Origin of the sequence: Aminobacterium sp. UBA4987 (genome assembly GCF_002396985.1) — a bacterium.
Taxonomy (GTDB): domain Bacteria; phylum Synergistota; class Synergistia; order Synergistales; family Aminobacteriaceae; genus Aminobacterium; species Aminobacterium colombiense.
Map to the genome: position 1 here is coordinate 27,272 of NZ_DGZF01000004.1, position 15,179 is coordinate 42,450.

A 15,179-nucleotide genomic window follows, 5' to 3' on the forward strand; every position below is an offset into this window, starting at 1 on the left:
ATTTCGAGAAAATAGACCTTACAGTAACATCGACTTCTATTGCCTGACAGTTTCAAGCACTGTTCTATATACCAGTTCAAGGCGCTCTTCCGGTGTAGAAGGATCTATAACGCAGCCTGGTCCCAAAATTACTCCTTTTCCATCGCTACGACCAGCTACTTCTCGAACTTCCGCGACCACTTCTTCATTATTTTTGCTAAGCCATTTTTCACCCCAGCTCAGTCCTCCAACAAAGACCTTGTCGCTATAACCACGAACTTCCTCCATGGAGGGACCATCGTCCCGGTCGTGCCAGCTAAGAGCCTGAACGGGATAATCCTGTACCTCCCGAATCATAGCGTTCGCACCGTGGAGATGCAAAACATTAAACCAGGTGGAATTCTTAACGCCATTCAATACCTCTAAGTCATATTTTTTTACGAAGGCATCATGGGTTTCATCATCGATAAGATCCTTTGTGGACATTTGAGTGGCGAAGAAAAGGCCGTCAGTTCCAAGAGCAACTGTAGCTTTTACAAACTCAATAGTTGTCGCCGTAATGATTTCAAGAGCTTTCCTGACCCTTTGGGGATCTTCAGCAATATGCTTTACCAAAAGCTGTGGGCTGCTCAACTTGACAGCAGTTGTCATGGGGCTGAAAACCGTCTGTAAAAAGGGAATTTTTTCGTCCATCATTTCGAAAAGGATGCGCTGGGCTTCCAGAACTATGGCATATTCACCGGCAGTTCCTGAAACATAACGAATGTTGTCCCAATCAGAAACCTTTTCGATCACGGGCTTTTGCGCCACAGGGGCATCTACAAAACCAGGAAAAACATTAAGATCCATCCCGTAGTCAATGGTGGAGTACATTCCAAAAGGCATGAACTTAATGAAATCCAAATCATACTTCTTCTGATAGGTAAGGCTGAGCTCAGCCAGACGTCGAGGATGGCGATCCCTGTTGGGAAAATGCATCCACATACTATAAGGAAGTCTATCTGTTTCCTTGAAAGCAAGCGTACTTTCAATGCGCTGCCTGTGTGTCATTGGCATTCTATAAAACCTCCTGCATTAAATTAAAATTTAGAATCTGCAAATAAAGAATTTTCACCTTACTGGTTCATATCAAGCACAAACTGTACAAAAAGAGCAGCCCCGTAAGGAAGAGCTTCTTCCGGAAAGACAAAATTGCCGTTATGGTAAACAGGATCAGACTCATTCGGTTTCCTTATTCCCAGGCGGGCGAAAACCCCCTCTGGAACGATTTCGAGATATCTGGAAAAATCCTCAGAACCCATGGCAGGAATATCAATGTGTTTCACCCTATCTGATCCCACCACTTTTTCCGCGCTTCCACGAACTATCTCTGTAACCCTGGGGGAGTTTGCCAATGGCGGAACACCATAATGGTAATCAAGCTCTGCCTTACATTTGTAAGTAGAAGCTATATTTTGAACGACGTCTAAAATACGCTTTTCTATGGAGTTTCTCGTCTCTGCGCTCTGACAGCGGACAGACCCGGAAAATTCTACTGCTTCGGGGATAATGTTCTTTGCCGTTCCTCCATGGATCTCACACACAGAGATCACGACGCTGTCTATGGCATCTATCTGCCGGGTAATGATGCTCTGGATTGCCATCACAGAATTCGAAGCTGCCAGAATAGGATCGCAGCCAATTCGGTGAGGATAGGCACCATGAGCGCTTTTTCCAGTTATCTTAACAGTGAAGAAATCAGAAGAGGCCATGGCAGGCCCTCCTCTAAGGGCTATTTCTCCCACATCATAGGATGGGTGCCCGTGGAGGCCCAGAATATGGTCCACCTTGGGATTCTCCAGAACGCCCTGCTCGATCATATACTTCGCTCCACCAAGATTTTCTTCTGCTGGCTGAAAGAGAAGCTTCACCGTTCCTGAAAAATGTCCTTTCAGGGATACCAGCACTTTGGCAGCTCCCATCAGCATTGCCGTATGGCAATCATGACCGCAGGCATGCATAACGCCCGGAACAACAGATTTATCTGGCACATCAGCTGTTTCCTGAATTGGAAGGGCATCCATGTCGGCGCGAAGAGCTGTAACGATCTCTCCACCAGATTTTTCTCCCTTTATGATCCCAAGCACTCCCACGTTTTTTTCAAGGGGGATCATCTCTATTCCCATGGTCGACAGCTCAGATTTTACAAATGCCGTAGTTTCATATTCCTCCATCCCCAGCTCGGGATGTTTATGGATTTTGCGTTTTACATCGACTATATACTCTTTTATATCGAGGGTTTTTTGAAGTATTTCTGAAATCAACACTACCCCGCCTTTCTAAAAATACTGTGTTTCCTCATATGGCAAGGCCCTCTTTGCGCTGCCTAATTACAAAACCTGAAGATGTTTTGGATAATGGTTTATGATTTCACGGCCTGACTCTGTCAGCATGACCAGGTCTTCAATACGAACCCCGAACTTGCCTTTAAGATAGATACCGGGCTCAATGCTGAAGCAATTTCCTTCTACCAGGGGAACATGGTTGCCCTGGGAAATATAGGGAGCTTCATGTCCGTCCATGCCTATACCATGTCCCAATCGATGGTTAAAAGAATCCCCATAGCCGTATTCTGTTATGATGTCCCGGGCGGTCTTGTCTATTTCGCTTGGAATCGCGCCGACTGCCACCTTTTCCTCTGCCGCCAGCTGAGCCTCAAGAACTATTTCATATACTTTCCGCTGCTCTTCTGTGGGGGCTCCTACGAAAAAGGTCCTCGTCATATCATGGCTGTAGCCATCATACCATCCGCCACAATCCACCAGCACAATGTCATTCTCCTCAATGGCACGGTTATTGTCCCTTCCATAATGGGGCTTTGAGCTGTTGACTCCCGTAGCAACACCAGGGACTCGCGGCTTTCCGCCATGAGATTCGTGGAAGTTCATAATAAATTTTATGATTTCGTCTTCATAGAGACCCGGACGAAGATAAACTGCAAGGGATTCCATCATCTTATCGTTCATAGCTGACGCTCTTCTCATGAGCTCTAACTCTTCTTTGCTTTTTATGGAACGCATGGGAGAAAGAAGGGAAAAACCATTGACACACTGTACATTAAGTCCCTCTACTGCTTCAATCATGTCACCAGCTTCAATGCCCCTCGTAAATGCGATTCTCAGATGTCCGTCCAGCCCTACAAGCTGAAGCCCCCGTCTGAAAGCACCCTGAAACCAGTCAACGTCATTCCACTCCAATATGTGCATTTCTTCCCTGACACTCTCTACATCATCCCTATGAAGAGACGGGCAGAGGAAGAAACTTTCTCCTTCTTTGGAAATTAATGCGCCTTTCAAGCGGGAATCAGACCGAAAATCAAGGCCGGTTATATACTTCAGGTCGGAAGATGGGGCAAGAAAAACTGCATCAAGTTTTTGCTCATTCAGTATTTCAACCAATTTTTGAAAACGCTCTTTATGTAGCATAGATTCCTCCCCCTTATCCAAAAATTCGGCGCTAGCGAAGTTCTGGAATGAATTATGTATCAGCGGCATGGGTATTGGGCAGCCTGCGTTATAACCACGGCAGCCCCGTCCTTGAGAATATCTCTTCTCTGGGACGGGGCCAGTAAGAACCTGTGAGTTCGCTTAGTCTTTCAAAGAAAGGTTGCCCAAATAGTTGATCTGGCCATCGGCGAGATCTTCAACTCCAACAAGGTCTCTTCTTACACCGTAAAGCTCGCTTGGTACGGCAAGGGGAACGATTGGATGAAGCTCGTTCAATCCATCCCATACATTCTGAAGAAGTACAACTCGATCGGCTTCATCAACGGTTGTGTTGACCTTTTCAAGAAGAGCGTTCATATCTGGATCATTCAGACGGGCCCAGTTTGCAGAACCGATGCTGCCGGCATGGAAAAGAGTCAGCCAGTAATCTCCGGCGTTACGGCTCGTCTGCATTCCCCACTGGCCTACGTACAGGGCATGCTCGTTACCGTTCATTTTCGTATTGAATGCCCCTGCTTCAAAGATCTGAATGTTCGTTTTGATTCCCACCTGGGCAAGCATGGACTGAATGACTGTGGCTCCGTTTACTCTGTCTTGGAAGTTGCTTGTCCAGAAATCAAGGGTCAGCCCGTCAGGATATCCAGCCTCAGCAAGAAGAGCCTTGGCCTTGGCGGGATCAAAGGGATAAGGCGCAGCGTTCGCAGGGGTGAAGGTGCTCGCGGGCACCAGCGGACCATCAGGCTGTACTGCGTTGTTCTGGTATACAACTGCGCAATAGGCTTCTTTATTAATGGCATACTCTATGGCAAGACGCACCCTTGGATCATCAAGAGGCTTCTTATCTGTGTTCATGCCAAGATATTGAAGTCGAAGGCCCGGGGACGCAACAACCCTAACTTTTTCAGATTCGTTCAGACGCTGATACTCACTTGGAGGAACAGCATAGATCATGTCAACTTTGCCGGTTTCAAGGGCGATCACTCTGCTGCTGTCATCTGGCAGGACAAGAATGTTAAAGTTTTTGAAGCCGGGCTTCTTTCCGTGGTAGTCTTCAAAGGCAGTGAGTTCAATGCGCTCACCCTTGACCCAGCTCTTGAATTTGAAGGGGCCGGTCCCCACAGGGTTTCTGAAGTAGTCGGCACCGCCCTCTTCAACAGCCTTCTTATTGAAGATACTCGCATAGGGGTGTTTCATCGACTCAAGCCATCCGCCTACGGGACCAACGGTCCTCACGATGACAGTGTGCTTATCAATGATCTCGAAGCCTTCTGTGTCAATCTTTTTGCCTTTGGACCCAGCGTGCACAGAATCAGGGGAAGCGGCACGAGTCAAAGAGAAAACGACGTCCTCGGCAGTGAACTCTTCACCATTATGGAACTTCACACCTTTTTTAAGATAGAATTTGTACGTGTGGTCGTCCAGGACTTCCCAGCGTTCGGCAAGAACGGGCACAAGCTGCTTTGTTTTTCCATCCACTGTTACCAAAGGCTCATTGATATGCTTGGCAACGGCAAAGGACATGGTGTCCGTCGCCTGATGGGGATCAAGGCTCTTGGCATCCCCGGGAAGGCCGAGTGTGAATGTTTCCATCACTGCGGCGAAACCAGTTGTTGCGATTAACGTTAATACCGCTACTGCTAACAATAACCGTAAACAAAATTTTCCTTTCACTTTCCGTCACTCCTTATACGAAGATATGTGTGATGCCTTTAAATAAAAGAATTACCACATTGAACACTACCCAGCCTTCTTTTTACTGGGAGATATCAATCAAACTTGTCAGCGCCTTCGTCATCAATGGACGCGGAAGAATTGCCTCCTCCGCGGAAACGATCAAATAGCCTCGCACGCCCAAAGGCGAGAGCCTGTTCAAAGGTGTTCTGGTCGGGGCAATAGATCCGCATAAGGGTTTTTTTCGTCCCCTTAAGGAATATCACTTGAAGACCAGCCGCCGGTTCGAGAGCATGTATGCGCCCCCAGGGAACCATTCTTGTTACACTTTTTGCGGCATTCAGAACTGGCTCAATAGGAAAAGGACGCCAATGCATGCTTTCTCTAAACGAACCCGGGCCCTTTCTTATGCTTTCGCAAAAAACGCCCTCGCTATCAAAGCGAAACAAGGCTACATAACGATTTTGAAAGATCAGAAAACTGATAACCAGAAATGCCCCAATTATAAAAAGGGCGAGAAAACTGGCGAAGCCGACTGCAGCACTGATCTGGATTCGATTCAACGTTTTGCCAAACAACAGTTGCAAAAAGATCAAAAATACAAATGATCCTGCCCATAGGATTGCCAAAACCATCCCCAGATCCATCAGGATAAGGAGATTTGTTCCAATGGGAACCCCTGCAAACCATCTGAGCGTTTCGCTACTTTCAGCAGAACCCTGTTGCTGTGGCTTCCTTGTCATTGTCAACTGTTATTTTTTAAATTTCTGGCAAAATGACAGGAAACGAAATGACCGGGATCAATTTCTGTAAGTTTCGGGGTCTCGTTCATACAAATCTCCTGTCGATATGCGCACCGGGGCGCAAACCTGCACCCTGGCAACGGATTGATGGGACTGGGAACGTCTCCCTCAAGGAGGATCCTGTCCTTTTTCCCATCCAGGTCAATAACGGGAACCGCCGAAAGCAGCGCCTGGGTATAAGGGTGAAGGGGATCCTTGAAAAGGATAGTATTGCCCGCCTTCTCCACCACCTGCCCCAAATACATGACTGCCACTTCATCTGAGACATATCGCACCACGCTGAGGTTATGGGAAATAAAGAGGTAAGTATAACCTCGCTCCTTTTTAAGGTCTCCCAGCAAATTCAGTATTTGAGCCTGGATACAGACATCAAGGGCCGATACCGGCTCGTCAAGAACGATAAACTCCGGGTCAAGGGCAAGGGCACGAGCTACACCGATACGCTGACGACGCCCCCCGTCAAGTTCGTGAGGAAACGATGTTGTGAGACGTTCGGCCAGACCGACAGTATCCATAAGCTCCTTCACCTTATTGTCAACTTCTTTTCGGCTGCCGCATGCCTTATTGATCAGCAAGGGTTCCGCAATAAGCTGTGAAACCGACATCCTGGGATTCAGTGAAGAAAAAGGATCCTGAAATACTATCTGGGCCTGCTTGTGAAACTCTCTTTTCTGAGCATTATTGAATTTCAGAGCGTCCTGCCCCTTGAAGAGAACTTCGCCGCCAGTGGCTTCGATTAGACCGATAACAACCCGTCCAAGAGTAGACTTTCCACACCCTGACTCACCCACCAAACCAAGGGTCTGGCCTTTATTTATGGTAAGGGTTATATCGTCAACGGCATGTAAAAGTCCTTTGCTAACATTGAAATATTTTTTCAAATTCCTTATGTCAAGAAGAGTTTCGGACGTCTGTATTTGCTTTGTCATTGCCTTGTCCCCCCATTCATCCCCAAGGGGAAGAAACAATCCACAAAATGATTTGGCTCATACTCTTTCATCCCGCACGCCTTTTCATGGCAAATATCCTGGGCATAGGGGCAACGGGGAGAAAACCGGCATCCTTTGGGCAAATCCGTAGGATCCGGCATGAGCCCAGATATAACGGCGAGCTTTCCACCTGGCTCGCTATCTAGTTTGGGTACGGCATTAAAAAGTCCTTGCGTATATGGATGCATGGGCTTGCTATAAAGCTGTCGAATATCAGAGTATTCCACCAGACGCCCCGCATACATAATGGCCACCTCGTCGCAGATTTCCGCCACGATGCCAAGGTCATGAGTAATGAGCAGCAAAGAAGTATTGACGATTTTCTGAAGATTCTTTATCAGATCAAGAACCTGGGCCTGAATAGTCACATCCAGAGCTGTCGTAGGCTCATCGGCGATCAGAAGGGTTGGTTCACAGGCAAGGGCGATGGCGATCCCCACCCGCTGGCGCATGCCTCCGGAAAACTGATGAGGGTATTCCTTTCCCCTCTCCGGGCGAATTCCCACAAGAGCCAACATCTCATGAGCCCGTTTCCGCACCGCTTCTCCCTTAAAGTCAGAGTGAAGTGAGATCATTTCCATAATCTGCTCTTCCACTGTCATAATAGGATTGAGAGAAGTCATGGGATCCTGGAAAATCATGGCAATCTTGCTTCCTCGAATATCCCTTTTCTCAGCCTCTGTCATCTTCATGACGTCTTGGCCATCAAAAAATATCTCGCCATTGGTAATCTCTCCCGGAGGGGACTGAATCAGCTGGAGTACGGCAAGGGCTGTTGTTGTTTTACCTGCTCCAGTTTCACCCACAAACCCAAGGGCCTTTCCTCTACGAAGAGAAAGATTTAAATTGTTCACTGCATGCACTATTCCGGAGTCTGTGTTAAAACGTACGGAAAGATTGCGAATATCCAGTAAAGGAATGTTGTTCTTATCGCCCATTCTTATCCTCCTTACCGTTTCTGTTTAGGATCAAGAGCATCGCGCAGCCCATCGCCTATGCAGTTCAAAGCAACAATAGTGACCATTATCGCCAAACCGGGGAAGATGCTTAGATAGGCGCTGTTCCTCAAATACGGACGAGCTGTCGAAAGCATTCCGCCCCATTCAGGGTATGGAGGCTGAATCCCCAGACCAAGGAAACTTAGAGTTGCCGCGAAAAGTATGGCATTTGCAACGCTAAGGGTCGATTGAACAATAAGGGGAGCCATGCAGTTTGGCAAAATATACATCATAATAATGCGGAAGTGGCTAGCCCCCATGGCTCTTGCGGCTTCAATATATTCCATGCCCTTTATTGAAAGCACCGACGCTCTCATGAGACGAGCAAACCTTGGTATAGACGTAATTCCCACAGCTACCATAAGGTTGAACAGGCCTGGCCCAAGGGCTGATGAGATTACAATCGCCAATAGTATGGTGGGGATCGCAAGCTGAACGTCCATTATGCGCATTAAGACGTTGTCTATTCTCCCTCCAAAATAACCAGCTATCGCGCCTATGGCGCCGCCTGCAATTAAAGAGATGGAAACCGCTATCAGTCCAACCTGCAGCGAAATTCTGGAACCATATATCAACCGGCTAAAAACATCCCGGCCAAACTCATCTGTTCCAAGAAAATGTTCCGCGGAGGGAGGCTTGCGGATCATCATGTAATCCTGATCGGCATATCCGTAAGGTGCAATTTGTTCTGCGAATATGGCCATGAATATAAGCACCAAAAGAACAGCAAGCCCAATCATTGCAAGATAATTTCTGCGCAACCGAATAAAAGTATATCTCCACATTGTGTTGTTTTTCATAGAGTTGCTTTTTGATGACGACATTGCAATTCTCCCCTCTATCTCACATGGATCCGAGGATCAACAAAAGCGTAAAGAATGTCCACAGCAAGATTGATCAGGCAGAAGGCAACGGAAATAAATAGCACCCCGCCCTGAATAATAGGGTAATCTCGCATGTTGATGGCCTCCAGCATGAGCCTTCCTACGCCAGAGATGGAAAAAATCGCTTCTGTAATAATCGATCCGCCTAGAAGCATGCCGAATTGCATACTGATGATGGTGAGGATCGGGATCATGGCATTGGGCAAAGCATGGCGGAAAATTACCACGCTCTGTTTCTGCCCCTTTGCTTGAGCTGTACGAATGTAATCAGAGTGTATGACTTCCAGCATGCTGGAACGGGTTATTCTGGCAATAATCGCAACAGCCGAACCAGAAAGGGTAATAATTGGAAGAACCATTTCGCTAACAGTGCTGAACCCCATGGAAGGAAGCCATCCGAGGTGCACTGAAAAGGCCAGAATGAAAAGAAGCCCTGTCCAAAAAGTAGGCATTGAAACCCCTAAAAGGGTCAACAGCGTTGTAAGACTATCGAGAAGGGAATACTGGCGTATAGCACAGATCACTCCCAAGGGAATCCCCACCAGGGTGCTGAAGGCAACTGCCCAGAAGGCTAGTTTCATTGTTACAGGAATACGCGAAGCCAGCTCAGAAGAAACTGAGCTTTTCATAACATAGGAATAGCCAAGGTCAGCATGGAATACGGCATTATAAATATAACGACCTAACTGGACCACGTAGGGCGCGTCCAGCCCATGCTCTGCATTGAAGGCCGCGATGGTCTCTGCGGTTACCTCCTGGCCAAGAGCAATCCTGGCCGGATCACCCGGGGTAAAGTAAAGGATAGTAAAGAGAATAACCATAACGCTTAAAATAACTGGAACAAGCAATAAAATCCTTCGAATCACATACTTAAGCAAAGGCGCTCCCCTCCTTACAAAATATAATTTTCGTCTAGGAAGAAATTACATTTTTTCTCTATAACTTTATCTGCTGGCGAAGCAGTCTTATAAGCCCTCCGCGAGAGCGTTTTGTGAAAATCAACACGATCATATAAAAACCTTCCTATTCGTAAAGGAGATATCTCCTTGGGCGAAACGGGTTTTATAAAACGATAGGCAAACTACATAAGGAAGGCTAAAAAGAATTCAACTAGAACCCCTTTACATGGGGCAGGGAACCAACGAAACAAACTACATGATGTTCGGCTACTAATTTTTCAAAGTTCACTTGTGATAGAAGCAATCTTCGATTTTTTTGATAGAACTTGTCGCAATCTGTCTTTAACACACCGTGGTTTTCTAATGTCTAGCATATAAAAAAGGTAATCTTCTGAAGGTCGACCGGTCGACCACCAGAAGATTACCACCAAATTTTATGCTAGTCAATCTACACTTCTTTTTTTGATGAGCTCCTATAGGTCAGAATACCATGGAGGCTACGCCTTATCCGGAGCATTTTCCCATAACCACTTATTAACATCTTCTCTACTCTCTATTTCACCTTTGGCAGCTGCCTGGCGCAACCCTGTTTTTAGCAACCCCACCAAAGGTCCTTCTTCAAGCCCCAGCACTCGTTTCAATTCTTTCCCATCTGGGAGAAAATCAATACATTTAAGCCTCAACACAACACGATTGTACGTCAACAGATTTTCTCGCCATACATCTGTAGGCTTTCCCGAAGACGATAAGAACGCATGGGAAAGGTCAAAAAGTTTTCTTATTATATCTTCTCCCAAAGAATCGTATACAGCTATTGCTCTGTCCAAGGGAAGAGGCTCAAGAAAAAAAGGAAGATTCTTAATGAGAGCAACAATTTCTTCTCTGCTGACAGAAGGCCACGACCAACTCAGAAGCAATTCATTTACAAAATCATAATTCAAATGCTGAAATAAGGCGGCCACCTGAACAGACTTGTCTCTCCTCTGTTCCTGGGCAGACTGGAGCGAGAGGAAGGAATGGAGAAGACAGTCTCCCTCATAAATACTTCCGGCCTCCAGACGCTGCCCCCAGAGCTTTTCAAGAAAGGGAAAGAAAACAGCCATTAAGCCATGGCTTCTTACAAATCGGAAAAAAAGAAAACCGTCGCCATCAAATGCCCTCGCAACTTCATGGCCTATACGCTCTTGAGATACGCCCGTAATATGAGAAGCAAAATTTTCAACGGCAAGTGAGGAATCACCATCGATCCTTAATCCATGAGTAGAAGCAAAACGGCATAAACGAAGGGCACGTATGGGATCATCCTTTAGGCGATGCAGGGGATTACCATTAAACCGGAGAATCCCTTTTCTTAAGTCTGAAAAACCATCAAAGGGATCGTAAATATGGCCCTTACTGTCAAGTGCCATGGCATTTACTGTAAAATCTCGCCGTGCCAAATCCTCCTCAACAGGCTTGTTTCTCAGAGGAAACACGTCAAAAGCCTCCCTATTGAAAGATATGACCGCCGTTTGCTTCTGAGCTTTTCCTACAATAACCGCCCCTGGGAAAACTCTCTGGATCTCCTTTTCTCCGCCAGAAACTGCTAAATCCACATCTGAAACAGACTGTCCTAAAAGATAATCACGAACTGCCCCCCCTACAATCCAGGCCTTAATCCCTTCTTTTTCAAAAAAACGAAGGAGTTCCAACGCATTAAATAAAGACACCTCGTTACCCCCCTCCTCCAGCAACATCGCTAGAAAAAAGAAAGACTCTCTTACACTAAAAGAGGACAATGCTATCTTATTCGAATATTGGAAAAACAACATTAAAAATCTCCCCAAAATGGTGCCAGGTCTTGAAACTGTGCATTAGTGTACAGTTTCAAGACCTGGCACCATAATACGAACCGATATTCCGCCTAACGGATAACTTTCCTTGACTTCTCCCCCTTTATTCTCTTATATAACTAGTATCGGATCTAAAATTTCAGCATAAATAATGAAGCTCTATATTTATAGAAAGAAGAGGTGTCACCCCTATGTCTTCCCTGTATAAACGTGTTGATTATCAAGCGCTGATTAACTTCTCTGCCGATGTGCTGCAGAGGATAGGATACCCGAGAAACAAAGCTGAAATTACAGCTAAAGTACTTGTAGAAGCAGACGCACGAGGAGTTGCTTCTCATGGTGTAACCCGCCTCAAGGTCTACAAAAACGAATTGGAAAGCGGCCATGTAAAGCCTCTGGCAGACCCTGAGATTGTTTTCGAAACCCCTATATCAGCCGTTATTGACGGACACTATGGTATTGGATCCCATATTTCTCAATTTGCTATGAAAATTTGTCTTGAAAAAACCCGCAAAAATGGTACTTGTTACGTTTCTGTTCGTAACTCTAATCATTTCGGAATGGCAGGTCTTTGGGCCGAAATGGCTTCAAGTGAAGGGTTCGTTGGGAGTGCTTATACCAATACCATCCGATGCGCAGTGCCAGCCCTGGGCCGTCAGCGAATGCTTGGAACAAACCCCATAGCAGTTTCTATACCCACAGATGAAGAAGAGCCTTTCCTTCTTGATATGGCAACAACAACAGCAGCTCGTGGGAAACTGGGTGTCTATAAACGCCGGGGTAAAGATCTTCCTGAAGGCTGGATAATAGATGAAGAAGGAGAACCCATCTCTGATGCACAAGCCGCAACAGACCTTCTGGCTGATCCTACACGGGAACTTGGAGGTCAAGTATTTCTTGGCGGTTCCGGCGAAGAAATGGGAGGACATAAAGGGTACGGGATGGGGCTTTTGGTAGAACTCCTATGTGCTCCCCTTTCCATGGGCAGCTGGACACGCGACGTTTTCCAGACTCCTGACGCTAATGTATGCCACTTCTTCTCCGCATTCCGTCTCGATCTGTTTGGAGATCCAGCACCCATAAGAACCTATGTGGGAGATATTCTTCGCGCCCTTCGAAACAGCGCTCCTCTTCATGGGGAATCCCAAGTATATACCCACGGCCAAAAAGAAGCTGCCCGCCGAAAAATCGCCCTAGAAAAAGGAGTGGAGATAGACGAGGCCACATGGTCTATGCTCAACGGCCTCGCTAGAGACTTCAATTTTGCTTCTTTAGAAGAACGGTGAGGGCATGAACATTTCAGTTTCCTTCACTTATCCTGATTTTGAGGGTATTTCTATCCCTGAAGAAAATCTTGTGGCTATATTAAGTCCCGCTTGTCCTCCGAAACCCTTTGCAGACGATATGGATGCCATCAATCGAGGTTTAGATTCTCCAATAGGGGCTCCTCGGCTAGAAGAATGTGTAAAAGCTGAACAGAAGATACTGATCCTTGCAGATGACAACACACGTAACACTCCAGCACATATTATTATTCCGGAAGTCATTAAACGGCTTAAAAAAGCGGGAATCCAATCCAAGAATATTTCTATTATGGTTGCCCTTGGAACCCATCGCCCAATGACAGAAGAGGAACTGGAGAAAAAGTTCGGTTCACAGATTCTTCAGAATTTCACAATCCTGCAACATGCCTGGGACGACCCTGATCAGCTTATAGAACTTCGTCCCACAGAAAACGGGACAGAAATATGGGTGAATAAAGCCCTTCTCGAAGCAGATTTTGTTATAGGGATAGGGCACATCACCCCCCATCGGGTGGTTGGCTTTTCAGGGGGAGCAAAAATTGTCCAGCCAGGTGTGTCAGGCGGAATTACCACGGGGCAAACCCACTGGGTAAGCGCCCTTTACGACGGCGAAGATTTTATAGGAAAGATCGACACCCCTGTCCGCAGGGAAATGAACGCCGTAGGGCTGGCTGCGGGTTTGAAATATATCGTTAACGTAGTAATGGACGGAAACGAAGAGGTCTATCGCTGCGTTGCCGGTGATCCAATAGAAGCCCACAAGGAGGGGTGCTCGGCCTCGAAAGAAATTTATGGGGCTCCACTACCATGTTTGGGAGACATAGTTATTGCAGAGTCTTTCCCGGCTGATGCTGAACTCTGGCAAGCGGCAAAAGGCATCTATTCCGGAGATTTAGCATTAAAAAAAGACGGAATTTTAATCCTTGTTACACCTTGCCCCGATGGTGTAGCACAGGGACATCCGGAACTCACTGAAATCGGGTATCTTCCCTTCAAAGAAATTAAACAAATGGTTGATGAGAAAGAAATTGACGATCTTACGCTGGCCGCCCACATTTCCCATGTAGGGCGCATCGTTCGTGACAAGGGGAGGGGGATACTTGTTTCTCGCGGAATCGATAAGGAAACCACAGAAAAACTGGGGCTCCTTTGGGCTTCCACCCCTCAGAAAGCATTAGAAATGGCCTTTGAGCTTAAAGGTTCTGACGCTCAGGTCGTGGTATTAAAAAATGGAGGAGACATATTGCCTCTACTCAATTCAATGATTAAGAATGAAAAACAAAAGAAAGAAGAGGATACTTATGAGTACTGTCCTTAACACTATTGGAAGATGCGGTCTCGTACCTGTTATAAAACTCGACAGGTCAGAAGATGCCCTTCCCCTGGGTGAGGCCCTCATCAAAGGAGGCCTTCCTGTAGCAGAAGTAACCTTCCGCACAGATGCCGCAGAAGAATCTATAGAACAACTTACTTCCCACCTCTCTGACCTTCTTGTTGGAGCTGGAACCATACTTACAGTTGATCAGGTCAAAAAAGCAGTAGATGCCGGGGCAAAGTTTATTGTCTCTCCTGGTTTTAATCCTACAATAGTGGACTACTGCATTGAGCATAAGATACCTATTACGCCAGGCGTCAATTCTCCATCTCAAGTTGAAATGGGGCTTGAACGGGGGCTTTCTGTGCTTAAGTTCTTTCCGGCAGAAGCATCTGGTGGAGTCTCTATGCTCAAAGCTATGGCTGGGCCATACAAAGACGTTAAATTTATTCCCACAGGAGGCATCAATGCAGAAAACCTCAACACCTATCTAACATTGCCCATGGTTCACGCCTGTGGCGGCAGCTGGATGGTAAAAAGCGATCTCGTAGCGGCTGGCGCCTTTAACCAAATCGTCACACTTGTACGGGAAGCAGTATTTACGATGCACAATTTTTCTCTGATACATATAGGCATCAATGAAAACTCTGAGGAAGAAGCTTTACAGTGTGCCCAGATATTTGAAAAACTCTTCAATATGCCTGTGAAAAATGGCAACAGCTCTGTTTTCGCTGGGAAGTCTTTCGAGATCATGAAGTCCCCCTATCTTGGCAGCAAGGGACACATTGCCATTAAAACAAACAGTGTGGAAAGAGCGGTAGCCTATCTGAAGACTTTTGGCGTAAAGACCCTTCCTGAAACAGAAAAGAGAAAAGACGGCAAGCTCAAGGTGGCTTATCTTGACCTTGAAATCTCTGGTTTTGCTATCCATTTGGTAGAGTAAAAGGTCTTCTTTATAACTGTTTCGCAACACTTTCTGATGACAAATAACTGACACGTTATTTGACAGGCGTGTAAATT

13 protein-coding genes are annotated in these 15,179 nt (G+C 46.3%); 3 read left to right on the top strand and 10 right to left on the bottom strand.

The genetic code is table 11. The features are described from left to right. Positions 1-36: 36 nt before the first annotated feature. The 10 genes from B2U56_RS01535 to B2U56_RS01580 form a co-directional block, all read right to left on the bottom strand. Entirely contained in the window at positions 37-1,035 is a 999-nt protein-coding gene (locus tag B2U56_RS01535) for a uroporphyrinogen decarboxylase family protein (RefSeq protein ID WP_286951819.1), read from the bottom strand. 59 nt (positions 1,036-1,094) lie between these two features. Further along, positions 1,095-2,285: a M20 metallopeptidase family protein gene (locus B2U56_RS01540; protein ID WP_286951821.1), complete on the bottom strand. Its 1,191-nt coding sequence runs from the start codon at positions 2,283-2,285 to the stop codon at positions 1,095-1,097. A 63-nt stretch (positions 2,286-2,348) separates the two neighbouring features. Further along, positions 2,349-3,443, bottom strand: coding sequence for a M24 family metallopeptidase (locus B2U56_RS01545; RefSeq protein ID WP_286951823.1), 1,095 nt, complete (start codon positions 3,441-3,443; stop codon positions 2,349-2,351). 162 nt (positions 3,444-3,605) lie between these two features. Beyond that, positions 3,606-5,135: an ABC transporter substrate-binding protein gene (locus B2U56_RS01550; RefSeq protein ID WP_286951824.1), complete on the bottom strand. Its 1,530-nt coding sequence runs from the start codon at positions 5,133-5,135 to the stop codon at positions 3,606-3,608. A gap of 95 nt (positions 5,136-5,230) precedes the next feature. Further along, positions 5,231-5,878, bottom strand: a complete 648-nt coding sequence (locus B2U56_RS01555; protein ID WP_286951825.1) for a hypothetical protein — start codon at positions 5,876-5,878, stop codon at positions 5,231-5,233. A 2-nt stretch (positions 5,879-5,880) separates the two neighbouring features. After that, positions 5,881-6,867 carry an ABC transporter ATP-binding protein gene (locus B2U56_RS01560; protein WP_286951826.1) on the bottom strand — a complete coding sequence of 329 codons (987 nt, stop codon included), beginning with the start codon at positions 6,865-6,867 and terminating at the stop codon, positions 5,881-5,883. Continuing rightward, positions 6,864-7,865: an ABC transporter ATP-binding protein gene (locus tag B2U56_RS01565; protein WP_013049037.1), complete on the bottom strand. Its 1,002-nt coding sequence runs from the start codon at positions 7,863-7,865 to the stop codon at positions 6,864-6,866. Before B2U56_RS01565 ends, B2U56_RS01560 begins: the two co-directional genes overlap by 4 nt. 11 nt (positions 7,866-7,876) lie before the next feature. Then, entirely contained in the window at positions 7,877-8,749 is an 873-nt protein-coding gene (locus tag B2U56_RS01570; protein WP_286951828.1) for an ABC transporter permease, read from the bottom strand. Positions 8,750-8,763: 14 nt separating this feature from the next. After that, positions 8,764-9,687: an ABC transporter permease gene (locus tag B2U56_RS01575; protein WP_013049039.1), complete on the bottom strand. Its 924-nt coding sequence runs from the start codon at positions 9,685-9,687 to the stop codon at positions 8,764-8,766. 518 nt (positions 9,688-10,205) lie between these two features. Next, positions 10,206-11,417 carry a hypothetical protein gene (locus B2U56_RS01580; RefSeq protein ID WP_286951831.1) on the bottom strand — a complete coding sequence of 404 codons (1,212 nt, stop codon included), beginning with the start codon at positions 11,415-11,417 and terminating at the stop codon, positions 10,206-10,208. 314 nt (positions 11,418-11,731) lie between these two features. Between B2U56_RS01580 and B2U56_RS01585 the strand changes: the two genes are divergently transcribed. From B2U56_RS01585 to eda, 3 genes are read left to right on the top strand one after another with little or no spacing between them, the layout of a single operon-like run. Continuing rightward, a complete protein-coding gene (locus tag B2U56_RS01585) occupies positions 11,732-12,826 on the top strand; it encodes an Ldh family oxidoreductase (protein WP_286951833.1) in 1,095 nt (364 codons plus the stop codon). 4 nt (positions 12,827-12,830) lie between these two features. Next, the gene (gene larA / locus B2U56_RS01590; protein WP_286951835.1) at positions 12,831-14,162 is read left to right on the top strand and encodes a nickel-dependent lactate racemase; all 1,332 of its coding nucleotides are present in this window, start codon (positions 12,831-12,833) and stop codon (positions 14,160-14,162) included. Next, positions 14,146-15,102 (top strand): bifunctional 4-hydroxy-2-oxoglutarate aldolase/2-dehydro-3-deoxy-phosphogluconate aldolase, encoded by a 957-nt coding sequence (gene eda, locus B2U56_RS01595; protein ID WP_286951837.1) that lies wholly within the window; start codon positions 14,146-14,148, stop codon positions 15,100-15,102. The genes larA and eda overlap by 17 nt, the downstream gene beginning before the upstream one ends. Positions 15,103-15,179: the final 77 nt, after the last annotated feature.

Bases quoted from the DNA above. Each gene is read 5' to 3' on its own strand.
- B2U56_RS01570 (WP_286951828.1), bottom strand. From the start codon at position 8,749: ATGTCGTCATCAAAAAGCAACTCTATGAAAAACAACACAATGTGGAGA.
- B2U56_RS01555 (WP_286951825.1), bottom strand. From the start codon at position 5,878: ATGACAAGGAAGCCACAGCAACAGGGTTCTGCTGAAAGTAGCGAAACG.
- larA (WP_286951835.1), top strand. From the start codon at position 12,831: ATGAACATTTCAGTTTCCTTCACTTATCCTGATTTTGAGGGTATTTCT.
- B2U56_RS01585 (WP_286951833.1), top strand. From the start codon at position 11,732: ATGTCTTCCCTGTATAAACGTGTTGATTATCAAGCGCTGATTAACTTC.
- B2U56_RS01560 (WP_286951826.1), bottom strand. From the start codon at position 6,867: ATGACAAAGCAAATACAGACGTCCGAAACTCTTCTTGACATAAGGAAT.
- B2U56_RS01535 (WP_286951819.1), bottom strand. From the start codon at position 1,035: ATGCCAATGACACACAGGCAGCGCATTGAAAGTACGCTTGCTTTCAAG.
- B2U56_RS01565 (WP_013049037.1), bottom strand. From the start codon at position 7,865: ATGGGCGATAAGAACAACATTCCTTTACTGGATATTCGCAATCTTTCC.
- eda (WP_286951837.1), top strand. From the start codon at position 14,146: ATGAGTACTGTCCTTAACACTATTGGAAGATGCGGTCTCGTACCTGTT.
- B2U56_RS01545 (WP_286951823.1), bottom strand. From the start codon at position 3,443: ATGCTACATAAAGAGCGTTTTCAAAAATTGGTTGAAATACTGAATGAG.